The organism is Lactiplantibacillus argentoratensis, assembly GCF_037290055.1.
GTDB classification, from domain to species: domain Bacteria; phylum Bacillota; class Bacilli; order Lactobacillales; family Lactobacillaceae; genus Lactiplantibacillus; species Lactiplantibacillus plantarum.
In genome coordinates, this window is sequence record NZ_CP147647.1 from 557,096 (window position 1) to 580,239 (window position 23,144).

A 23,144-nucleotide genomic window follows, 5' to 3' on the forward strand; every position below is an offset into this window, starting at 1 on the left:
TTAATGGCAACAACCGAGTCATTTGCGCAAACGTTAGCGGCGAAACAGCCCCGCTTATTAGCGGCATTTAAACACATCATCGCCCAGAACCATCTGGCCCACGCGTACTTATTCGCGGGGATGGAAGGCGCTGGACAACCAGAACTGGCCCATTGGATTGCGCAACGGTTGTTCTGCCTGCATATTAATGATGGTGAACCAGATGGCACTTGTGAGGAGTGCGTCCGGATTGCTAATGGGTCGCACCCTGATATTGTGACAGTGGCTCCCGAGGGTCAGCGAATTCACGTTGATCAGGTTCGTTACTTAAAAGCTGAATTCTCTAAGAGTGCGGTCGAAGGTAACCGGAAACTGTTCATCATTAATGATGCGGAGAAGATGACAGCGAGTGCTGCCAATAGCTTATTGAAGTTTATTGAGGAGCCAAGTGGTAACGTCACGGCCTTGTTATTAACGACTAATAAGCAACTGATGCTACCAACGATTATTTCACGAACCCAGGTGATCGAATTCCCACCATTAAATGCGCAGGCGTTACAGCAGACGTTTGAACAGGCCGGGATTGCGCCAAACCAAGCACAGATGTTACGGGGCCTGACAAATAGCGTGACCCAGGCGCAGGCGTTGCTAGCGGATGATTGGTTACCACAAGCTGCGCAAGCATTGTGGCGGTGGTTTGACCAGGCTGTTAAGGGTGACCCACGGAGTTTTGTGGCTGTGCAGGTCAATTTAGTTGGTTTGGCTAAGGACGCTGATCATCAGCTGGTTATGTTGGATTTAATTGCGGCCTTGTTCCAAGATCTATTGCAATTACATTTTGAGGTGGCAACGACAGCGTTAACCTTTGGTCAGTACCAAAAAGAATTGGCCGGGTTAACGGCTGAAGTCAGCGATGAGCAGTTGATTGCGGCGACAGAACTAGCTTTAACGGCCAAGCGCCAGCTAGCTAGCAATATTAGTTTTCAAAATGTCTTAGAAGGCTTAACGTTAAAGTTATGGCCGATTTTTCAAACAAACGCTTAAATAAAGGAAAACGAGGGTGAGCGCGTGGATAAGCGTGATTTATACGATAGTTTCGGTGAAATGGAACAACAGATGCAACAAATGCTAGACAAAATGGCTAAGTTACGCGCCGATATGACAACGGTGTTAGAGAAAAACGCGGAATTGGTCATTGAAAATGAACATTTACGTGAACACATGGTCGAAATTGAAAATGAATTGCCGAAAAAAGCGGCTAGCACGACCACGCTCTCAAAGTCACGGCAAAACTTGGAAAAACTCTATGATGAGGGCTTCCACGTCTGCAACCAGTTTTACGGCAAACGGCGTGACGATGACGAATCCTGCGTTTTTTGTTTGGAAGTCATTTATGGTGAACGTGAACGCGCATAGTCGAAAAAGTCTGGGAGTAGTCCCAGACTTTTTGTGCTTTTCACCACGAGTCACTCATAGGAACAAGTCACGGTCGAGAGGATTGTTAGGAGGACGTTTTGGAAACACAACAAAGTTTTGCAGATCATGCGGGTATCGGGACCTTGTACTTAGTACCGACGCCAATTGGCAACTTACAGGATATGACTTATCGGGCAGTGGCGACGCTTAAAACGGTTGACCTAATTGCCGCAGAAGATACCCGGAATACCCAAAAGTTATTGAATCATTTTGAAATTACAACGAAACAAATTAGCTTTCATGAACATAACACCCAAGAACGGATTCCCCAGTTAATTGAAAAATTACAGACGGGCGTTAACTTAGCACAAGTTAGCGATGCGGGGATGCCGTCAATCAGTGATCCCGGCAAAGAACTTGTGGCAGCCTGCATTGCCGCGAATATTCCAGTCGTGCCACTACCAGGTGCCAATGCCGGCCTGACTGCGCTGATTGCTTCTGGCCTAGTGCCACAGCCATTTTATTTCTACGGCTTTTTACCGCGTAAGAAGAATGAACAAAAAGCTGATTTAGCTAAATTGGCTCGGCGACATGAAACAGTGGTCTTGTACGAATCGCCATTCCGTGTTGCCAAGACCTTGACCCTCCTAGCGACCGTCTGTGAAGGGACGCGGCCAATTGTGGCGTGCCGGGAATTGACTAAGCGTTACGAGGAATTCGCGCGTGGAACCTTGGCTGAAATGGTGACGTGGGCGCAGGATCATCAGTTAAAGGGCGAATTTGTCCTTTTGATCGGTGGTAATCCGGATAAGGATGAACCAGAAACAACGGATGAATTGGCACAGTTGCCAGTCAAAGCCCAAGTCGAAGCGTTGATTGCAGCCGGAGATAAGCCCAACGTGGCCATTAAGACGATTGCGAAGCGACGGAATATTCCCCGGCAAAGCGTTTATAATCAGTTTCATGAACTAAATACCAACGATGAGGAGTCTTGATGAATGGCAACTTTAGGCGCAAATGCGAGTCTTTACAGTGAACAGCACCGGATTACGTATTATGAATGTGACCGCACTGGTCGCGCAACCTTAACGACATTAATTGATATTGCCGTATTGGCATCAGAGGATCAAAGCGACGCCCTTGGTTTAACGACGGAAATGGTGCAAAGCCATGGTGTTGGTTGGGTCGTCACGCAATATGCCATCGATATTACACGGATGCCCCGCCAAGACGAAGTCGTTACGATTGCCGTTCGGGGTAGTGCTTATAATCCATATTTTGCTTACCGTGAATTTTGGATTCGGGACGCAGATGGTCAACAGTTGGCCTATATTACGAGTATCTGGGTCATGATGAGTCAAACGACCCGGCGAATCGTAAAAATTTTACCAGAACTGGTCGCGCCGTATCAGTCGGAAGTCGTCAAGCGTATTCCGCGCTTGCCACGACCGATTAGTTTTGAAGCGACCGATACAACGATTACGAAGCCGTACCATGTCCGCTTCTTTGACATTGATCCCAACCGGCATGTTAATAATGCACACTATTTTGATTGGCTCGTAGATACGCTACCCGCGACGTTCTTGCTTCAACATGATTTAGTTCACGTTGATGTTCGCTATGAAAATGAAGTCAAGTACGGGCAAACGGTGACTGCTCATGCGAACATCTTACCGAGCGAAGTGGCCGATCAGGTCACGACGAGTCATTTGATCGAAGTTGATGATGAGAAGTGTTGTGAGGTCACGATTCAATGGCGGACTTTACCAGAGCCGATTCAGTAATTTGCTGGGTTGGTATTTACACTAGTGTGTTAATGATGTGATCGTGAGCGACTTGGTCGATTAGAACGCACGTTTTTATTAGAGTCGCTGGCGATTCAGTATGCTATGATTAATACATCCATACAGGGGAGGTTCATTATGTCAATTTTAGTTTTAGGGGGAGCTGGCTACATTGGTTCTCACATGGTCGATCGGTTAGTAGAACACGGTACGGACGTCGTGGTCGTTGATAATTTGGTCACGGGACACCGTGCTGCTGTTAATTCGGCGGCCAAGTTTTATCAGGGTGATTTGCGGGATGCGGATTTTTTGAATCACGTTTTTGATACTGAGGACATTGAAGCTGTCGTGCATTTTGCCGCCTTTTCAATCGTACCAGAATCAATGAGTAAGCCACTGAAGTACTTTGATAACAATACTGGTGGGATGATCACGTTACTTGAAACGATGCAGGCCCATGATGTGAAGCAAATCGTCTTCTCATCAACGGCCGCTACTTATGGGACACCTAAGCAGATTCCAATTAAAGAAACTGATCCACAGTTACCAATCAACCCGTATGGCGCTAGCAAGTTAATGATGGAACAAATTATGCACTGGGCGGACGTTGCCTATGGTATTAAGTTTGTCGCGTTACGTTACTTTAACGTTGCGGGTGCCAAGCCAGATGGCAGTATTGGCGAAGATCATGGCCCCGAAACACATCTGGTTCCAATCATTTTACAAGTTGCGCAAGGAAAACGCGATGAACTTAAAATCTTCGGCGATGACTATAATACGCCGGATGGGACGAATGTGCGTGACTATGTGCATGTTATCGACTTAGCTGATGCACATATCTTGGCTTTGAAGTACTTGGCTGCAGGAAATGACAGTAATGCCTTTAACCTGGGTTCTTCAACTGGTTTCTCTAACAAACAAATGTTAGCGGCTGCTCGTGAAGTTACCGGACAACCAATTCCAGCTAAGCTAGCACCACGGCGGCCTGGTGATCCAGACTCATTGGTTGCGGCGAGTGATAAGGCGCGTGACGTGCTAGGTTGGCAACCAAATTATGACAATGTTAACGATATTATTGAAACAGCGTGGGCTTGGACGCAGAAGCATCCCAATGGCTACGATGATCGTGACTAGTATCGGTTAGCTGATAATTGAAAGCGGCTTTGAAATCTCGTCAATAGATTTCAAAGCCGCTTTTGTGGTCGTCAAAAAAGGTGCATGTCAGGATTGAGTCCTTGGCACGCACCTTTTAGATTGATCAATGTAGTTAGCGGTGAAGTTGTTGATAATCACCGATAATTGTTAAGAGTCGTTGAATATCAGTTGTATCAACATCACCGATGGTACCAATTCTGAAGCTAGGGATATTTGAAACCTTCCCAGGATAAATGACGAAGCCGCGTTGCTTGATGAACTGATAGAAGTCAGCAAAATCAAAGTCGACGTTCGGGTATTTGAATGACGTAATGATGGGCCCTTGAATGGCTGGATCAATCACTAATTCAAAACCTAGCGCTTGTAAGCCGTCGCTAAGGAGTTGTTGACTAGCACGGTAACGTTGGTAGCGTGGTGTCACGCCGCCTTCTGCTTGCAATTCAATGAGTGCTTGCGCAAAGGCATGTACCACGTGGGTTGGCGAAGTGAAGCGCCATTTTCCTGGTTGCTTGGTCATGGCTTGCCATTGGTCGTAGAGATCTAGACAAAGTGAACGAGCGTTGTCAGCAGTGTGGGCCAAGGTCGCTTGTTTTGCAATGATGAACGCAAAACCGGGCACGCCTTGCACACACTTGTTGGCACTACTAATCAAGTAGTCACAATCCAATTCATCAATGTTAATCGGGACGCCACCTAAACTGGACATGGCATCGATGATCGTTACGATCCCGTGTTCATGCATGATAGGCATTAAGGCTTCGATTGGGTTGAGAATCCCAGTTGTCGTTTCGCTATGAACGGTTGCGAAGTGGGTAATCTCCGGATGGTCAGCCAAGGTTGCTTCAATCCGAACCGGATCGACGGCTTCATCTTCGTTGAACACAACGTCGATATGTGGAATATCGTAATATTCCGCGATTTGACTGATCCGATGCCCATATGCGCCGTTAATGGCAATCATTAAAGTCGCATCGGTCCGTGGTACTGCTGTGCCAATGGTGGCCTCAACACCAAAACTGCCGCTTCCTTGTAGTAGGACGGTCGTATAGTTTTCTGGATTGGCTTGGGCCATAGCTAAGATTTGTTGCCGAATGGTTTCAGTGACGTGCCGATAGTCACTATCCCAAGTACAATAATCAATTTGCATTGCGTCCTTAACACTGGCAGTTGTACTGAGTGGACCGGGTGTTAGGAGTAAATAAGGTTGTTTCATAAAAATCGGGCTCCTTGTCTGCTAATGATCAGTGGCAACCGGTTGATTGATTTGATCAAGCAATGCCGGTAATTCAGCCATCGATTGTAAAATGTAATCGGCACCAGCGCGTTGATAAGCGGCAGTGACGTGGGCTCGTCGTTCAGCTTGTTCGGCCGGGCTAAGGGCGTTGAAGGCTAACTCCGAAAGTCCCATGATGTTGCTACCATCAATAATCCCTACAGATACAGCATTGGCATTATTGCCTTCTAAGATATCATTAACGGAATCTCCGATTTTCATGACGGTCGTTGGATCGGTGATGGTGAGCTGTTCAGCGGCTAACGCAAGCATTGCCGGCGCAGGTCGACCAACACCGCCAGTTTGTTCTGAAGTGATGTTGACGGCGGGCCGATAGCCTTGCTTAGCCGCAATCGGTAAGACTAAGGCTAACATTTCAGCGTCGTAGCCGGTGGTCGTGCCATAGCTGATATTGTGGGCCTCTAAATAATCAATTACGGCTGACATACCGGGTTTTAATTGCCCGAATTCAGTTAGAGAGCTAAGCAAGATTGCTTTGAAGTTGCTAAAGATTTGATTGCAGTCGTCTTCAGTCGGTAAGACTTGGAAACGTGCCTGCCAGTCGTTTTGAACGGCTGGTAAATCCATGATTTTATGGATATGGGTGTACTTATCTAGTCCCATATCTTGGCGAATCTCAGCTTCAGAGATTTGAATACCAACGTTGGCAAAGGCTTTTTGGAAAGCCACGATGGGCGCCCGGCTGCCATAGTCAATGGTCGTACCGGCCCAGTCAAAAATTACTGCTTTAATTGTCATTGATGAAAACTCCTTTGAATTTACTTAGTTGTTCTTTAAGTAGTGGCCACGTAACCGCATAGAAACCAGTTCGAGCACGATTGCGACACCCAAGAGTAGGTAGACAATCAAACCAACTTCATGGAAATCAAAGTAGAAACTACCAGCCATGAAGAGGTAGTAACCGATATCGTCAGCACCGGCTGCAGCCCCAACGGCGACCGCATTGGCAAAGTTAATTTCAAACCGGATAAACGTCCAGCTAAGCAGTGCTGGAATGATTGACGGAAGAATGGCCTGAAAAACAATTGGCCAAAAACCCACGCCACTCGCCTTTAACGCTTCAATCGTATCTTGCGAGGTTTCTTCAATACTTTCAGAATAGGCCTTAACCAGGTACGCTACACTGTGGAAGGTCAAGCCGACCACGGCGGCACTAGCACCTAATCCCATGACTACGGAGTAAATTAACACCCATAAAATCGTTGGAATGGCACGAATAAAGGCCATGACTGCTTTAATACTAGTAGCTAACCAACTGGGTGCTAAGTTACGGGCAGCACCGACGGCAATGAAGAAGGCGATTAGCGCTCCTAACAAAGTCGTCAACAGCGCTAATGAAACACTAGTCATTAGGGCCCGTAAGAGTTGCCCCAGTGTGTCTTGACCAACGCTAGGGTGTAAGAACATAGCATTCAGGTTGAGACCTAAGCTATGCAAAGCGTCAATGATGTTCAGGTTGGCATTATTGAGTGTGACTAATGAATAGACACTGATCAGCGTTAGGCCAATCATAACGGCTCGCAGGATTTTGCGGGGCCGAGTCACCAATGAAATCGACTGGGTTGGTGGTGCTGACGGTTGAAGTACTTGTGTTTTGGGTTGACTGTTTTCAATCATGCAATTGCCCTCCGAATTCGATTAGATGTCAATTCTAAAACAATGACTAAAATCGCAATTAACAAAACAATTAGACCAGCAGCGTCATAGCGGAACGCCTTAAAATAGTAGTCAAAGAGAAAACCAACACCTGTACCCGTCAAGAGCCCGACCAAGGTTGCGTCCCGTAAGTTGTTTTCAATCATGTAGAGAATCCAACTAGTCAAGGTACTAGCGGCTTCGGGTAACACCCCACAGAAGACACATTGGAAATAGTTGGCGCCAACGGCTTGCAGTGCTTGAAGCTTTTCGGCATCGAGGTCCTCAATAGTTTCAGTAAAGGCCCGTGTTAGATAGCCTAGCGTCATAAAGAACAGTGCCAAGAAGCCCGTAAAGTCACTCTGTTTAAAAGAAAACAGAAGAATCATCGCCCAAGCGACCACCGGAATATTACGTAAGAGTGAAGCACCAAAACGAATAATCCAGCGGAGGACAGGCGTTGGGGTGGTCGTCTTAGCACCCAAGATTGCAAAAATCAGGGCGAATAGACTAGCAACCATGGTTGATGAAATTGCCACGAGCAAGGTCCGCCACAGCTGATAAAGAATCGGTCCCAGATAAGAAATCGAACGACTTGTCGGAATAAAGTTGGTAAACAACCACATTAAGCCCGCTGGAATCTTACTGATCGAAGCCCACGCCTGAAAATTAACGAGGGCCATGGATAAGACGTAGATGCCAATTAAAATGAGCAAAACAACTGATAATCGCAACCGACGTTGCCGAAAAAAGCGTTGCGGTGTCATTGGATTAGTTTTCATTGGCAGCCACCGCCGTTGATTGGTCAGGTTGGCGATAAATGTGTTGTAAGACCGTGTCGTCAACTTCATTAGTGGCGCCTTCGAAAACGATGGCGCCGCTGTTAATGCCGACGATATGGTCGGTGTACGCCATTGCGATATCGACCTGATGTAGATTAATGAGGATAATCAGTTGTTTTTCCTTTGCCAATCGCCGTAGAATGTCCATGACAATGGTCGTTGATTTGGGATCTAGGGAAGCAATCGGTTCATCACATAAAATCATTTTAGGATGTTGCATTAATGCCCGTGCGATCCCGACCCGTTGTTGTTGGCCACCACTTAATTGATCGCAACGTTGGTAGGCGTATTCTTTTAACCCTACTTCGTCGAGTAGTTGTAGCGCCTCTTGTGTTTCGGCGCTACTGTAAAGGCCGAGCATGCCAGCAACTGTTGATTTAGCGCCTAAGCGGCCATGCAGAACATTTTCAAGGGCCGTTAACGGACTGATCAGATTGTAGTTTTGGAAAATCATGCCGATATGATGACGAACTTTGCGTAATTCAGCTTTGTTCGCTTGACGAATGTCAGTGTCATCGAGCAAAATTTGACCACTATCATCGCGGATCAACTGATTGATACTCCGTAAAATAGTTGTTTTACCAGCACCAGACGGGCCGATGATGGCAGTTACTTCGCCCGGTTTAGCTGTGAAGTTGACTGCTTTGAGCGAATGCTTATTGGAACCATATGTTTTATCTAGCTGAATAACCTTGAGCATTGGCAAATCCTTTCATTGTGAACTAATGGTACGTGGTTTAGTAACCTACTAACTTATGCGTTGGCGCGTACCACTTGTCGGTAACATTAACTAATTTGGACTTTTCTGATTTCTTAGGGAACATCATTGGTGTCTTCGCATTTGGTTCAGAGAAGATCTTTTTGTTTTGGGCAAAGGACTTCGACGTGAACTCAGTGGCGATCTTCTTTTGATCATCCTTGCTGAGGGCCTTGGTATTGTATACCCATGGGCCTTGTTGAACAGGCATCATGGCAATGTTAACGACCGACTTGCCGGCTAAACTTGTAAATGGCGCTTCGGCGTTATCCTTAACAGTGAAAGTTGAGCCGACCTTGTCCCATGATCCCTTGGTAACGTTTAAGTATGGCATTAAATCAGCATCATCAAAGGCAGCGACATCCGCATCCCCCTTGAGTAAGTTGACCGCGGAACCCTGATGAGAGCCACCATAGAGCACTTTACTAAAGAATGATCCGCTTTGAGTTAATTTATCTTGGTCAGCAGTTTTGATGTTGAATTCACGTGAGATTTCAGCTGTTGGAACTAAGAAGCCTGAAGTTGAACTGTTGGAGACGTAAGACATTTTCTTGCCTTTGACGTTCTTAATGCTGTACTTACCGTTTTCTTCATACTTTTTGGCATCTTTTTGTTGTACCATTAAGTAGGAGTTATAAGTAGCGTCCTTCAACGTTCCCTTAGCATCGGATTGTGCGGCAAACGGCACAACGTCTTTGCTCTTATGGTGTGCTTGGATATAACCGTTAGCACCCATGTATGCAACTTGAGCTTTACCGGATGCAATTGCTTGAATCGCAACGTTATAGTCGGTCGTAGTTTGTAATTTAACCGTCTTACCCGTTGCCTTTTCAACTGCTTGCTTAATGGCCGTACGGGAACCAGCAAAACTCTTCGCTGATTCGTTAGGATAGAAGACCACCGTGATGGTTTTGCTGCTATCCGTACTGCTGCCACCAGATTTAGCACTGGTTCCGCTAGCGCAACCTGCGAGTCCTAAACCTAAAACCGAAATGAATGAAAGACCTAATAATGACTTACTAACTTTTGACATAGTTTCCAATTACCTCCAAGTAATTTTAGTTACTTGTGTAGCATAACAAGGTATTGTAAATGTGCGGACAAGGATTAGTGAAGTATATGTATAAGTTATGTAAATAATATTTACATTCGGTTTTCAATTCAGTGATTGGTAAGTATGAGTGGAAACTGGTCAGGATAGTTGTTGATTGTTTCTGGATTGAATTGGTTGGTTACTACCGTAAAGCTTTCAAAGTAAGTAAATTATGATAAGATATGTGAAGTAATTCAAAATGAGGAGTTTTTTAAAATTATGAAGTTGTTGGCGATTGATACTTCGAATCGGCCATTGAGTGTCGCGGTATTAGAAGATACCCAGATTTTGGCCACAACGACCACTAATGTTGGCCGTAACCACAGTAGTACATTATTACCGATTATTGAACAAGCCATGGCTCAAGCTAAATTGGCACCAGCTGATTTAGACCGGATCGTCGTTGCTGCCGGACCAGGGTCGTATACGGGGTTGCGAATTGGCGTGACGACTGCTAAAACACTTGCCTTTACATTAGATAAAGCCTTAGTTGGTGTATCGAGTTTGGCCGTGTTAGCTGGCAACATTGTGACGGAAGGCCAATTAGTGGCGCCGTTATTTGATGCGCGTCGTGATAACATCTTTGCCGGGTTATATCGGATTCAGAACCAGCACCCAGTTGCCGTTGTCGCCGATCAGCATATCAGCGTGACCGAGTGGGGCCAACGATTGGCGAGCTATAACGAGCCGATTACTTTTGTCGGCGCCGACGTCGATCAATACGCAGAAGTTTTGCAGCAATCGTTAGCCAAGCAGTTCGTGCGAGCAGCGCCACAACTTGATTTGCCCCAGGCCGTGGTACTCGGCTTGATGGGTCGAACGATGACACCTGTGAGTGAAATTCATAACTTTGTGCCAAACTATTTGCGTTTAACGCAAGCTGAACGTGATTGGCAAGCCAAGCACCCAGAAAAGGAACATGCGCCCTATGTTGAGAAAATTTAAGGAGTACTTTCAGAAAATGACGACCGGTGGCAATCAGCGCCGCCAACGCATATTGGCTATTCAGAATCACATCGTAAAAGTGGGCGAAGTCAATTACTATGTCTCACGCGCACTGATTACCGACGTGCCCGAGATGCTAGCCATTGAACGGGCCGTATATGCGGGGCAAACACCGTGGGATGAAAATGCGTTTAAGACGGAACTTCGCCGACAGAGTGGTCGCTTCTATATTGTGATGCGTCATGAAGATCGCCTCGTCGCTTTCTGTGGTTGTGTCTTTGATGATCGCCGCCAAGATGCACATATCACCAATATTGCTGTCCATCCCGATGTTCAAGGTCAGGGACTCGGCCATTTTATGATGCAAGTCATGATGAAGCGGGCGCGTAAGTTGCATTACCAAACGGTGACCCTTGAGGTTCGTTACAGTAATACGATTGCGCAACAACTTTACCGCGATTTAGGGTTTGAAAAGACCGGCATCAAGAAACGCTACTATTTTGGCGACCATGAAGATGCTATTGATATGACTTATCGTATTCCGGTAGCTACGGATGACTGAACGGCGGCTTGTCGCCAGTACGCAGCTTGACGCGGACGAAGCCGTCCGAGTTTGTTACCAGTTAGCGACGTTAGCATATCCCGGTGGTGCACCTTGGCGGCAAGCAACGTTTGCGGCGGACATGGCGTTACCAACGGTACACTATGATTTATTACGGTGGCAGGATGAACTGATCGGGTTTGTCAGCCGCTCAACGGTGCTTGATGAGACCGAAATTACGAATATTGCAATTGATCCGGCCTATCAGCGTCAAGGGCATGCGCGGTGGTTATTAACAGCCTGCTTAGCACAATTATCGGCAGGACCCGTATTCCTAGAAGTCCGGGCCAGTAATCTCGCCGCTCAGCGCTTGTATCAGCAATGTGGCTTTGACCAGATTGCCACGCGTAAAAAGTATTATCATGATCCTGAAGAAGATGCGTGGATCATGCGTAAAATGATTAATTAAAAGGATGGGAACCGTGGAAAAACAAAACTTGATTTTAGCGTTTGAGTCCAGTTGTGATGAGACCAGTGTGGCAGTAATTAAAAATGGCCATGAGATTTTATCCAACGTGATTGCAACTCAGATTAATAGTCACAAACGGTTTGGTGGCGTGGTTCCTGAAGTTGCCAGCCGTCATCATATTGAACAAATTACAATTTGTATTGAAGCCGCACTTCAAGAGGCGCACGTGACGTATGCTGACTTGGATGCGGTCGCCGTAACGTATGGTCCCGGGTTAGTCGGGGCACTGTTAGTTGGCGTCAATGCAGCCAAGACGGTGGCATACGCTCACCACTTGCCGTTGATTCCAGTCAACCATATGGCTGGTCACATTTATGCCGCTCGGTTTGTTAAGCCGTTCGAATTTCCGCTAATGGCACTATTAGTTTCTGGCGGTCATACTGAATTGGTCTACATGCAAGCGGATGGGCAGTTTGAAATTATTGGTGAGACACGTGACGATGCCGCTGGTGAAGCCTATGATAAAATCGGTCGGGTATTGGGTGTTCCTTATCCGGCAGGTAAAGTCATTGATGAGATGGCCCATGCAGGTCACGATACCTTTAAATTTCCACGAGCAATGATTGATGAAGACAACTATGATTTCAGTTTTAGTGGGCTGAAGAGCGCGTTCATCAATACGGTTCATCACGCAGATCAAATTGACGCGACGCTGGATAAGAACGATTTAGCGGCTAGCTTTCAAGCCAGCGTGGTTGATGTTCTGATGAGTAAGACGTTACGTGTCCTCAAACAATATCCAGTTAAGCAATTAGTCTTAGCCGGTGGGGTTGCAGCGAACCAGGGGCTACGTGAACGGTTACAACAAAATCTACCAACCGCTTTCCCTGACACCGAACTAATCTTAGCGCCTCTAAAGCTATGCGGTGATAATGGTGCCATGATTGGTGCTGCGGGCTATGTTCAATATCAGCATCACCAATTCGGCGACGCGTCGCTGAATGCCGATCCAAGTTTAGAATTTGATTGGATGCCAGGCATGTTGAAGTAATGAAGCAGTTATAAACGGGTGTGAAAAGTCAATTCTTACCACACCCGTTTTAGTATCTTTTCATTAATTATGATTAAAACGTGCCGGTTAGGTGGATTCCTGTTCGTCAGCCGGTGCGCGTCCTATTCCGACCTCCGGGGCTGGGTGACAATTGCTGGAACGTAAGCCGACATCGATTTGAGCTAACGCACAACCCGCGTCATCTCAAATACGAGTCTTATTCTAAGCCGGAAGAAAAACACTTCCGACTAAGAATAATTTGGCTACTGAGCATTGTCACCCAGCCCCTCCGGTCGGTAAGCCGCTCGAATGGCTGATGAACGGCCACTTAACTTGGTACAATTGGTCGTTGGCTATTTTGATAATGGAACTTTAAACAAGACTTTAAGATTACATTAACTACTTTGTTGAGGTGCTCGATTATTACTATGGTGATTCCAAAATAGTAAGCTATCTCAATATTACTTTCAGTCTGACAGTTGATTGACAAAATTACCATTTATGAAAAGCAACGACCAATTCATCAAAAGTTGGGTACCTCACAGTCTGCCATTCGAATACTATCCCGACTGGAAGGCGTTTCTGACAATGCCCAGTGGTGAAATTTCACTTAGCAAGCGTTCTTTGCTGGGTTAGTGCAAGGCCAGTATTTAAGACGTGGGCTTCGGCTTAAATCTGTGCCCACCACGTTCCGGCAATTGGCAGAAATGCCTGGAGGTCGGTGTAGGACGAACGAACTAAGCAGGTTTACGCTAACCCGAACTGTTTCCAGCGGGCCTAAGCTGGTCGTTTTTGATTCTAGGAATCATCCTCTTTTAATCATGATTTATGCCGCGGATAGGGGCAAAATAATAGTCGCCGCAAGAAGTGTATTAATTCTTGCGGCGACTATTATTTTTATCTGATGAGTTGTTGGAAAGTTAGTTCAGTTCTTCTAAAGCTTCGGCTTGTTCGGTCCATTCGGTTTCAACTTGTTCTTGTTGAGCATTGATGGCTTCAAGTTCTTTTTGTAGGTCTTGTAGTTTACCAACATCGGCCGATACTTCAGGTTGCGCCATTTCAGTTTGAATCTGTGTGGCTTGTCCATCTAAGGCAGTCATCTGTTCTTCCAGGGCGGCAACTGAGCGTTCAAGCTTACGTTTTTCACGCTGTTGCTGCTTGCTGGCTTGGTAATTTTGCTGGCCTTTGGAGCGGGGAGCAGCATTGGTGGCACTGGTTGAATACGCTGCACTGGCTTCAGCAGCTTTTTCGGCCGCTTGGCTAGCAGCCGCAGCCGCGATTTCAGCTTGTTCTTGTTTCTTGTCGATGTAGTAGTCGTAATCACCTAAGAAGAGTTCCGTGCCTTCCGGAGAAACCTCTACGACACTCGTGGCGACTTGGTTGATGAAGTAGCGGTCATGTGACACGAATAAAAGGGTGCCGTCAAAGTCGTTGAGGGCGACTTCCAAAACTTCACGGCTATCGATATCCAAGTGGTTAGTTGGTTCATCTAAGATTAAGAAGTTGTCATTTTGCATGGCAAGTTTGGTCAACAGTAATCGGGCCCGTTCGCCACCAGATAGGGCATGAACGGGTTTATCAACGTCTTCACCAGTGAAGAGAAAGCTGCCCAAAATGGTCCGAATGTCTTTTTCAGGAGTGGTGGGATGTTCATCCCAAAGTTCACTGAGGACGGTTTTTTTGTCGTTTAAATTACGTTGCTCTTGATCATAGTAGCCCGTAACGACGTTGGTGCCAAAAACGGCCTGGCCTTTAATGAATGGAATCTGTCCCAAAATACTCTTTAGGAAAGTCGATTTGCCAATACCGTTCGGTCCAACGATAGCAATAGCTTCATGTTTCTTAATATTCAAGTTGTCGGGTTCCGAAAGAATCTGACCATCATAGCCCACGGCTGCATCTTTGACGGTCAACACAATGTTGCCGCTTTGTTTAGCCGCATGAAAGCCAAAGTGGGCAGTTTTCTCGTCACTATCAGGGCGGTCAAGGCGGTCCATCTTGGCTAACTGCTTCCGCCGAGCCTGGGCGCGTTTTGTCGTAGAAGCACGCACAATGTTACGATTAACAAAGTCTTCAAGTTTGCTGATTTCTGCCTGTTGTTTTTCGTAATGTTTCCACTGTGCTTGAATTCGGGCCGCTTTTTCTTGCACAAACTGGTCGTAGTTGCCAGTGTAGTGCACCATTTCGTGGTGTGATAAGTCATAGACTTCGTTAACGACCCGGTCTAAGAAATAGCGGTCATGGCTGACGATTAGCAGCGCGCCGGAATAAGATTGGAGATAACTTTCCAACCAAGTAAGGGTTTCGACGTCCAAATGGTTCGTCGGTTCGTCAAGGATGAGTAAGTCCCGTTTTTCAAGTAACAACTTGGCCAAGGCCAACTGGGTCTTTTGCCCACCAGATAGTGCCGTGACCGACTTATCGTACACGTCGGCGTCGAATTGAAAACCGTGCAGCACGCCTCGAATCTCGGCTTGGTAACCGTAGCCGTTTTTCTGTTGAAATTCCGTCTGAATTTGATCATAGGTTTTCAACGTCTGTTGATAAGCCTGCTCATCATTCATAATTGCGGGGTCACTCAATTGATTTTCGAGCTGATGCATCCGTTTTTCGATGGCATGTAACTCAGCGAAGACGCTACTCATTTCTTCCCAAATCGTATTGTTGCTATCTAGCCCCTGGTCTTGCGCCAAGTAACCGATCGTTAAGCCCTTACGCATTGAAATCTGGCCTTCGTCCGGTACCGTTTCACCGGCAATCATTTTAAGTAAGGTTGATTTTCCGGCCCCGTTTCGACCGACGAGGGCTACCCGGGCGTGTTCTTGAATGTCCATTTGTACGTTATCGAACAAGACATCGGCGCCAAAACGCCGCATAACTTGCTGTACTTGTAGTAAAATCACGCTTTATTAAGCTCCTTTCACATTTAATTCGTGACATAATTGTAGCATATTGTAACGGTCTGACCCAATTATTAGGAATAATAAGTAATTATTATTTCACAAAGTCACACGTTATGCTAGAATAGTGTCAGCAAATTCACAAACTTTTAATTAGGAGGACACGTCCGAATGGCAGAAACAAAAATTCCACGGGCAACGGCAAAACGGTTACCGATTTATTACCGCTACTTAAATATCTTGCTAGATGCAGATAAGAAGCGGGTCTCATCGACCGAGTTGTCCGAGGCGGTTAAAGTAGATTCAGCAACGATTCGGCGAGATTTCTCGTATTTTGGGGCGCTCGGAAAACGAGGGTATGGATACGACGTTGAAACGTTACTCGCATTTTTTAAAAAGATTTTAAATCAAGACACCTTAACGAATGTTGCTTTAATTGGGGTCGGTAATTTGGGCCACGCCCTACTGAACTTTAATTTTCACAAAAACAGTAATGTCCGCATCTCAGCAGCATTTGATGTCAACGAGGCGATTGCCAATACGGTCCAAAGTGGGGTTCCAGTGTACCCAATGACGGAGCTCAAAAAGCAATTGATCGAACAACAGATTGAGATTGCTATCTTAACGGTACCAACCACGGTTGTTCAGAAAATTACCGATGACTTGGTTGATGCAAACGTCAAAGGAATCATGAACTTCACGCCGTTACGAATCTCCGTTCCGGAGACAGTACGGGTGCAGAACGTTGATTTGACCAACGAATTACAAACATTGATCTACTTCATTGAACATTACGGTCAGCAATTAGGTGACAATGGTAATGACGATGAAAATGAGACTGAAGATTAATAATCAGTTTCATCTTTGAGGTTAAACTGATACGAAAAAGCTTCTCTGAATTTTTCAGGGAAGCCTTTTCGCGTACTAAGAGTCAATAGCTGGTGAACGCCAACCGTAATCGTTTGGCCTAGAAGTTATGTTAGTGTACTAGCCCTAATAACGTAGGTAACACGACCGAGGCATTCATTAAGATGTGCGCCGTCATTGACGTTTGAATCCGACCGGTGTGCCGATATAGCCAGCAGAATAATAACCCGATAAAGGCGTAGAGGATAAAGTGACCATCCGCATGTGCAAAACTAAATAGCACACTGGAAATCAAGGCCGCGCCGATTTGGCCGGTGACCGCACTTAGATTACCAAAGATAACTTTGCGGAAGACGATTTCTTCCATAATGGGTGCACCGACAATGATGGCTAGGAAGAACGCGGGATATTGTTGCCCAACGGTTAAGAGGGTGGTCGTGTTGGTTGAGGCTGTTGATTGGCCCATCAAAGCCGTGATTTTTAAAATAATGACTTGACCGAGGATGACTAGGATAAGTCCAATCAATCCCCAGATGAACGTCATGAACCAGTTACTTGGTTGTTTTTCAACAACGTTTTTTGTCCGCATGCGACTCGCCAACCAGATGAGTAGGATTGCACCGACTAAGTAGTCGACCGTTTGAATCACGAATACTTGGGCCCCTAGCTGATGGAAAGCAGTCACAAGGACGCTCGGTAGTGCGTAAATAATAAAGTAGATGATAAGAATAAAGATTGATTGGCGGCGATTAACCATCAAGTCACGTCCTTTTAAAAGTTTGATTTAAGATTTATTGATACTTCAATAGTATTCATTATAGTCGATTTGACATTCTTTGACTAATAATTGACAAATCACTTGCAATCTTGAATTAAAATGATATAGTTGACAATGTAATTAGCACTTGAGGTTGAGGAGTGCTAAAAAAGAATAAATGGAGGGATTCACGTGTTAAAACCATTAGGAGATCGCGTTATCTTGCAACAACAAGAAGAAGAAGAACAAACAATTGGCGGTATTGTCATTGCCAATAACGCTAAGGAAAAGCCCCAAAGCGGTAAGGTTGTTGCCGTCAATGACGGTCGTGTTTTAGATAACGGGACAAAAGTTGACCCCAGCGTGAAGGTCGGCGATCAAGTATTATTCGATAAGTATGCCGGTACCGAAGTCAAGTATCAAGGTGCTAAGTATTTGGTATTGCACGAAAAAGATATCGTTGCAATCGAAGACTAATCCATTTAAATTGCGCAACTTAAAATAAATTAAATTCATGAGGTGAATAGAGATAATGGCTAAAGAATTAAAGTTCTCTGAAGATGCACGTTCAGCGATGCTAAAAGGTGTCGATCAATTAGCTGACACAGTTAAGTCAACGTTAGGTCCTAAGGGTCGCAACGTTGTTTTGGAACAATCATATGGTTCACCAACAATTACTAATGATGGTGTAACGATTGCTAAGGCGATCGAATTAGACGATCATTTCGAAAACATGGGTGCTAAGTTAGTTTCTGAAGTTGCTTCAAAGACTAATGACATCGCTGGTGATGGGACGACTACTGCAACGGTCTTAACACAATCAATCGTTAATGAAGGTATGAAGAACGTTACGGCCGGTGCTAACCCTGTTGGCATTCGTCGGGGGATTGAAGAAGCTACTAAGACGGCGGTTGACTCATTACACGCTATGGCACACGAAGTTAAGACGCAAGAAGATATTGCGCAAATCGCTTCTGTATCTTCAGCAAGTGAAGAAACTGGTAAATTGATTGCCGAAGCCATGGAAAAAGTTGGTCATGACGGTGTTATCACGATTGAAGAATCACGTGGTGTTGATACTAGCTTAGACGTTGTTGAAGGGATGCAATTCGACCGCGGCTACTTATCACAATACATGGTTACTGATAATGATAAGATGGAAGCGGATCTTGACAATCCATATATCTTAATTACTGATAAGAAGATTTCAAACATTCAAGATATCTTACCACTATTACAATCCATCGTTGAACAAGGCAAGCCATTGTTGATCATTGCTGATGACATTTCTGGTGAAGCTTTACCAACCTTAGTCTTGAACAAGATGCGTGGGACGTTTAACGTTGTCGCCGTTAAGGCACCCGGTTTTGGTGATCGGCGTAAGGAACAATTACAAGATATCGCTATCTTAACTGGCGGGACGGTTATCACTGACGACCTTGGCCTTGAATTGAAGGACACGACCATCGATCAATTAGGTCAAGCCAACAAAGTTACGGTTACTAAGGATAACACCACCATTGTTGAAGGCGCTGGTTCCAAGGATGCTATCTCAGAACGGGTTGAATTTATCCGTAACCAAATCGGTGAAACAACTTCTGACTTTGACAAAGAAAAGTTACAAGAACGTTTAGCTAAATTAGCTGGTGGGGTTGCCGTTGTTCGTGTCGGTGCCGCTACTGAAACTGAATTGAAGGAACGTAAATACCGGATTGAAGATGCTTTGAACGCAACTCGGGCCGCCGTTGAAGAAGGCTTTGTTGCTGGTGGTGGTACTGCTTTGATTAACGTTATCAAAGATGTTGCTGCATTGAAGGAAACTGGTGACGTTCAAACTGGGATCAACATTGTTAAACGTGCTTTGGAAGAACCAGTTCGCCAAATCGCTGAAAATGCTGGTTTGGAAGGCTCTGTTATCGTTGAAAAGATGAAGGAACAAAAGCCAGGTGTTGGTTTCAACGCCGCAACTGATGAATGGGTTGACATGATCAAAGCTGGTATCGTGGACCCAACTAAGGTAACGCGTTCTGCTTTACAAAATGCCGCTTCTGTTTCAGCCCTTCTCTTAACGACTGAAGCCGTTGTTGCTGAAAAACCTGAAGAAAATGCACCAGCTGCACCAGCCGCACCAAACCCAGGTATGGGCGGTATGATGTAAACAAATCGTAACATTAAGCACTTACTCGGCTGAGTAAGTGCTTTTTTAGTGCTGTTAGGGTGTGAATCGACTAGAATAAAGGTATTGATTTATCCATATTAGAGCGGTAGGATTAGTCGTTAACGCAAAATGTGGGTGCGGCGAAGCACCCGACATTTAACTGGTAGTATTTGGCAGGGTAAAGTAGTAGAATCTACTTTGACTCAGTTTACTTTGGGATAATTATTTTGGAATAAAGGAGTTATTATCATGTGGCGTTATTTAAAGCGGTTAGTTATTGGGAAACCGTTAAAAACCATGGACGAGGGTGGGCAAGCACTCACCAAGTTCAAGGCACTGGCGCTGCTATCGTCAGATGCGCTATCATCGGTGGCTTACGGTACTGAACAGATTACGACCGTTTTGATTACACTTTCAGCGGCCGCGTTGATGTATCAATTGTACGTGGCGGCGCTTGTGTTAGTGCTGTTGTTTGCTATTACGATGTCGTACCGACAAATTATTCGGGCTTATCCATCTGGCGGTGGCGCCTACGTGGTGGCAAGTACGAACTGGGGGCGGCCAGCCGGATTAGTTGCCGGGGGCTCACTGTTAGTCGATTACATGCTGACCGTAGCGGTTTCCGTCACTTCTGGTACTGAAGCAATCACGTCGGCGATTCCGGCGCTAGCTAATTATCAAGTATTGATTGCCGTACTGATTGTCATCGCCATCATGGCGTTAAATTTGCGTGGAATGCGCGAATCAGCGTCATTCTTAACGTTCCCCGTTTATTTTTTCATTATTATGATTATCGGCATGATTCTGTGGGGCGTTATGAATATTGCGAGTGGTAACTTAACTTACCACGCCTCCGCAGCAGTTGGGGCGCCCGTTCAAGGGATGACCCTGGTGCTGTTCTTACGGGCCTTTTCTTCCGGTTCGTCCTCGCTGACTGGGGTGGAAGCCATCAGTAACGCGGTACCGAACTTCAAGCGGCCGAAACGCAAGAATGCGGCGAATACGCTAGCAATCATGTCCTTGGTCTTGGCTGTCTTCTTTGGTGGGATTACTTACTTAAGTTATTACTTAGGCATTAAACCACAAGCAGACAACACCGTCTTGTCACAAATTGCTACGGCGGTCTTTGGTCATGGCTTGTTCTACTACTTGTTACAGTTAGCAACGGCATTAATTTTAGCCGTTGCGGCCAACACCGGTTTCTCAGCGTTTCCAATCTTGGCGTATAATTTAGCCAAGGATAAATTTCTACCACATGCTTACATGGACCGTGGGGACCGTTTGGGTTACTCTAATGGGATTATCTCGTTGGCGGTCGGCGCAATTGCGTTGATCTTTATCTTCCATGGTAAGACGACACTTTTGATTCCACTGTATGCGGTGGGGGTCTTCGTGCCATTTACCTTGTCACAATCCGGCATGATTATCCACTGGTTCCGTGAACGGGGCCAATGGTGGTGGATGAAGGCGGCGGTAAACTTACTGGGGGCGTTGATTTCAATTCTCCTAGTGATTTTCCTATTCTTGCTACATTTCGGCAATGTTTGGCCATACTTGATCGTGATGCCACTCTTACTGTACATGTTCTACCGCATCCACGTGCACTATAATCGGGTTGCGGCCCAGTTACGGGTGGTCGCCAAGGAAAAAGCGGCGATTCATGATTACGACGGTGCGACGGTGATCGTCCTCGTCTCGAATGTGACGCGGGTCACGGCTCAAGCAGTCAACTACGCGCGGTCCATCGGGGATTATGTCATTGCGATGCACGTCTCCTTTGATGAAAATCCTGAAAAGGAACATAAGACGGCGGCCGAGTTCAAAGAGACCTTCCCAGACGTCCGTTTCGTGGATATTCATTCATCATATCGGTCGATTGCGACACCGACATTACGATTCTGTGATGTGATTGCTAAGCGTGCCGCGGAACGTAACTTCTCGACAACCGTGCTCGTGCCACAATTCGTACCGAAGAAGCCATGGCAGAACATCTTGCATAATCAAACGAGTCTACGATTACGCGCGGTATTAAATTCACGTGAAAATATTATTGTTTCGACTTATAATTACCATTTAAAAGAATAGTGACTTAGTATTGAAACCCGGTATAGCTACCGGGTTTTTATTTTTATGTCAAATATGAGTAACTAAGGTTATAATTTAGATACTTAATCAGCTTAGTGGCTCGCAAATGTGAACGAATTGTGTTGCCTTTACTAAGTTTTAGTGAAGCAAGTTGTCAAGCGTCACTGGGATTTGTATAATTATCGTAATAGAGTGAGAAGGGAGTTACGCACAAATGATCAGATTTGAAATCCTAGTAAGCCTAGTGGCGACCATGATACTTTCTGCGATCTTGACGCCGTTTGTGCGGAAACTTGCATTTAAAATTGGTGCCGTGGATAAACCAAATGTACGACGGGTCAATAAGATTCCGATGCCGACAATGGGTGGCTTGGCAATCTTTATTTCCTACACCGGTGGAACGACTGTCTTGTATCTCATGCATCAGTTTCCTAGTCGCATTTTTTTCGCACTACTCGGTGGTGAGCTGATTATTATTGCGACTGGCGTTATCGATGATATTTATGAATTAAAACCACGTCAGAAGATGTTAGGAATTACGTTAGCTGCCTTAGAGGTCTACTTTATCGGTGGTATTCGAATGACGACCTTCACGTTCCCGTTGCTGGGATTGATTCACTTTCAGTGGTTGAGCTTGCCAGTGACCTTACTGTGGATCTTGGCCATCACAAACGCGGTGAATTTAATTGATGGGTTGGATGGACTGGCGACCGGTGTTTCGATTATTTCGTTGAGTACCATGGGAATCATCGGGCTGTTCTTCTTGAATGCCAATATGTTCGTTTCATTGTTGATTTTTACTTTGGTTGCGGCAATGATTGGTTTTCTACCATATAATTTCTTTCCAGCTAGAATTTATCTCGGTGATACCGGGTCGCTGTTTATCGGTTTTATGACGGCCGTATTCTCGCTGTTTGGTTTGAAAAACGTGACCTTGATTTCAGTGGGTATCCCGGTCATGATCCTGGGCGTGCCAATTACGGATACGGTGTATGCGATGATTCGGCGGATTTTGAATAAAAAGCCCATCTCGCAAGCAGACAAACATCATCTGCACCACCGCTTGATGCAACTAGGATTGACCCATCGACAGACTGTGATGGTAATTTATGGGATTGCACTTATTTTCTCATTTATTTCATTGCTCTATCCGATCTCATCTATTTGGGGTTCTGTGTTATTGACGATTGGTTTATTATTTGGGCTAGAGTTATTCGTTGAAGCAATCGGATTAGCTGGTGACAATCGGCAACCGCTACTGGATTGGATCAAACGGACCGTCGCGCGTTTGACCTCCAAGAGTAATCATTAAAAACCAAATAAATCATTGAAAATTATTAAAGTGTTACAGGCATCTACCGTGTGATTAGCGGTGATGCCTGTTTTTAGTTGGTCATCAGTTGGTTCATCAATCTT

General features: G+C 45.5%; 22 protein-coding genes. 14 read left to right on the forward strand and 8 right to left on the reverse strand.

The genetic code is table 11. From position 1 onward, the window contains the following. The first annotated feature begins 3 nt into the window (after positions 1 to 3). The 5 genes from holB (at position 4) to galE (ending at position 4,313) form a co-directional block, all read left to right on the forward strand. Positions 4 to 1,023 (forward strand): DNA polymerase III subunit delta', encoded by a 1,020-nt coding sequence (gene holB / locus V7R88_RS02600; RefSeq protein WP_003640966.1) that lies wholly within the window; start codon positions 4 to 6, stop codon positions 1,021 to 1,023. A gap of 24 nt (positions 1,024 to 1,047) precedes the next feature. After that, a complete protein-coding gene (locus V7R88_RS02605; RefSeq protein WP_003640967.1) occupies positions 1,048 to 1,395 on the forward strand; it encodes a DNA replication initiation control protein YabA in 348 nt (115 codons plus the stop codon). 98 nt (positions 1,396 to 1,493) lie between these two features. Then, positions 1,494 to 2,390, forward strand: a complete 897-nt coding sequence (rsmI, locus tag V7R88_RS02610; RefSeq protein ID WP_003643942.1) for a 16S rRNA (cytidine(1402)-2'-O)-methyltransferase — start codon at positions 1,494 to 1,496, stop codon at positions 2,388 to 2,390. A gap of 3 nt (positions 2,391 to 2,393) precedes the next feature. Next, positions 2,394 to 3,179 (forward strand): acyl-[acyl-carrier-protein] thioesterase, encoded by a 786-nt coding sequence (locus tag V7R88_RS02615; RefSeq protein WP_003640969.1) that lies wholly within the window; start codon positions 2,394 to 2,396, stop codon positions 3,177 to 3,179. 138 nt (positions 3,180 to 3,317) lie between these two features. Next, on the forward strand, positions 3,318 to 4,313 hold the full coding sequence (gene galE / locus V7R88_RS02620; protein WP_015379869.1) for a UDP-glucose 4-epimerase GalE: 996 nt from the start codon (positions 3,318 to 3,320) through the stop codon (positions 4,311 to 4,313). A gap of 133 nt (positions 4,314 to 4,446) precedes the next feature. Here the strand turns inward: galE and phnW are convergent, their stop codons facing one another. The 6 genes from phnW to V7R88_RS02650 are packed head-to-tail and all read right to left on the reverse strand — an operon-like array spanning position 4,447 to position 9,895. Beyond that, on the reverse strand, positions 4,447 to 5,547 hold the full coding sequence (gene phnW / locus V7R88_RS02625) for a 2-aminoethylphosphonate--pyruvate transaminase (RefSeq protein WP_057716946.1): 1,101 nt from the start codon (positions 5,545 to 5,547) through the stop codon (positions 4,447 to 4,449). 21 nt (positions 5,548 to 5,568) lie between these two features. After that, positions 5,569 to 6,366, reverse strand: a complete 798-nt coding sequence (gene phnX, locus V7R88_RS02630) for a phosphonoacetaldehyde hydrolase (protein ID WP_057716945.1) — start codon at positions 6,364 to 6,366, stop codon at positions 5,569 to 5,571. Between the two features lie 24 nt (positions 6,367 to 6,390). Beyond that, a complete protein-coding gene (locus V7R88_RS02635; protein WP_338816391.1) occupies positions 6,391 to 7,245 on the reverse strand; it encodes a PhnE/PtxC family ABC transporter permease in 855 nt (284 codons plus the stop codon). Then, entirely contained in the window at positions 7,242 to 8,045 is an 804-nt protein-coding gene (phnE, locus tag V7R88_RS02640) for a phosphonate ABC transporter, permease protein PhnE (RefSeq protein ID WP_003640974.1), read from the reverse strand. Before phnE ends, V7R88_RS02635 begins: the two co-directional genes overlap by 4 nt. After that, entirely contained in the window at positions 8,035 to 8,805 is a 771-nt protein-coding gene (phnC, locus tag V7R88_RS02645) for a phosphonate ABC transporter ATP-binding protein (RefSeq protein ID WP_338816392.1), read from the reverse strand. The genes phnE and phnC overlap by 11 nt, the downstream gene beginning before the upstream one ends. 37 nt (positions 8,806 to 8,842) lie before the next feature. Further along, positions 8,843 to 9,895: a phosphate/phosphite/phosphonate ABC transporter substrate-binding protein gene (locus tag V7R88_RS02650; protein ID WP_046947587.1), complete on the reverse strand. Its 1,053-nt coding sequence runs from the start codon at positions 9,893 to 9,895 to the stop codon at positions 8,843 to 8,845. Between the two features lie 279 nt (positions 9,896 to 10,174). Here V7R88_RS02650 and tsaB point away from each other — a divergent pair, with 279 nt between their 5' ends. The 4 genes from tsaB to tsaD are packed head-to-tail and all read left to right on the forward strand — an operon-like array spanning position 10,175 to position 12,961. Beyond that, entirely contained in the window at positions 10,175 to 10,900 is a 726-nt protein-coding gene (tsaB, locus tag V7R88_RS02655; protein WP_338816394.1) for a tRNA (adenosine(37)-N6)-threonylcarbamoyltransferase complex dimerization subunit type 1 TsaB, read from the forward strand. After that, positions 10,884 to 11,462, forward strand: coding sequence for a ribosomal protein S18-alanine N-acetyltransferase (gene rimI, locus V7R88_RS02660; RefSeq protein WP_054396888.1), 579 nt, complete (start codon positions 10,884 to 10,886; stop codon positions 11,460 to 11,462). Before tsaB ends, rimI (V7R88_RS02660) begins: the two co-directional genes overlap by 17 nt. Further along, positions 11,455 to 11,910 carry a ribosomal protein S18-alanine N-acetyltransferase gene (gene rimI / locus V7R88_RS02665; RefSeq protein WP_063724612.1) on the forward strand — a complete coding sequence of 152 codons (456 nt, stop codon included), beginning with the start codon at positions 11,455 to 11,457 and terminating at the stop codon, positions 11,908 to 11,910. Before rimI (V7R88_RS02660) ends, rimI (V7R88_RS02665) begins: the two co-directional genes overlap by 8 nt. 4 nt (positions 11,911 to 11,914) lie before the next feature. Further along, positions 11,915 to 12,961: a tRNA (adenosine(37)-N6)-threonylcarbamoyltransferase complex transferase subunit TsaD gene (gene tsaD, locus V7R88_RS02670; protein WP_214417584.1), complete on the forward strand. Its 1,047-nt coding sequence runs from the start codon at positions 11,915 to 11,917 to the stop codon at positions 12,959 to 12,961. Positions 12,962 to 13,881: 920 nt separating this feature from the next. Here the strand turns inward: tsaD and V7R88_RS02675 are convergent. Continuing rightward, positions 13,882 to 15,864 (reverse strand): ABC-F family ATP-binding cassette domain-containing protein, encoded by a 1,983-nt coding sequence (locus tag V7R88_RS02675; protein ID WP_214417585.1) that lies wholly within the window; start codon positions 15,862 to 15,864, stop codon positions 13,882 to 13,884. Positions 15,865 to 16,032: 168 nt separating this feature from the next. Between V7R88_RS02675 and V7R88_RS02680 the strand changes: the two genes are divergently transcribed. Beyond that, a complete protein-coding gene (locus tag V7R88_RS02680) occupies positions 16,033 to 16,710 on the forward strand; it encodes a redox-sensing transcriptional repressor Rex (protein ID WP_003640983.1) in 678 nt (225 codons plus the stop codon). 130 nt (positions 16,711 to 16,840) lie between these two features. Here V7R88_RS02680 and V7R88_RS02685 read toward each other — a convergent pair whose 3' ends face one another. After that, entirely contained in the window at positions 16,841 to 17,485 is a 645-nt protein-coding gene (locus V7R88_RS02685) for a type II CAAX endopeptidase family protein (protein ID WP_338816395.1), read from the reverse strand. A 192-nt stretch (positions 17,486 to 17,677) separates the two neighbouring features. Here V7R88_RS02685 and groES point away from each other — a divergent pair, with 192 nt between their 5' ends. From groES to V7R88_RS02705, 4 genes are all read left to right on the forward strand, one after another. Then, a complete protein-coding gene (groES, locus tag V7R88_RS02690) occupies positions 17,678 to 17,962 on the forward strand; it encodes a co-chaperone GroES (RefSeq protein ID WP_003640985.1) in 285 nt (94 codons plus the stop codon). A 55-nt stretch (positions 17,963 to 18,017) separates the two neighbouring features. Continuing rightward, positions 18,018 to 19,643: a chaperonin GroEL gene (groL, locus tag V7R88_RS02695; RefSeq protein ID WP_003640986.1), complete on the forward strand. Its 1,626-nt coding sequence runs from the start codon at positions 18,018 to 18,020 to the stop codon at positions 19,641 to 19,643. Positions 19,644 to 19,892: 249 nt separating this feature from the next. Then, positions 19,893 to 21,728 (forward strand): APC family permease, encoded by a 1,836-nt coding sequence (locus V7R88_RS02700; RefSeq protein WP_054396878.1) that lies wholly within the window; start codon positions 19,893 to 19,895, stop codon positions 21,726 to 21,728. Between the two features lie 214 nt (positions 21,729 to 21,942). Further along, positions 21,943 to 23,040 (forward strand): MraY family glycosyltransferase, encoded by a 1,098-nt coding sequence (locus tag V7R88_RS02705; protein WP_338816396.1) that lies wholly within the window; start codon positions 21,943 to 21,945, stop codon positions 23,038 to 23,040. Positions 23,041 to 23,144 lie beyond the last annotated feature (104 nt).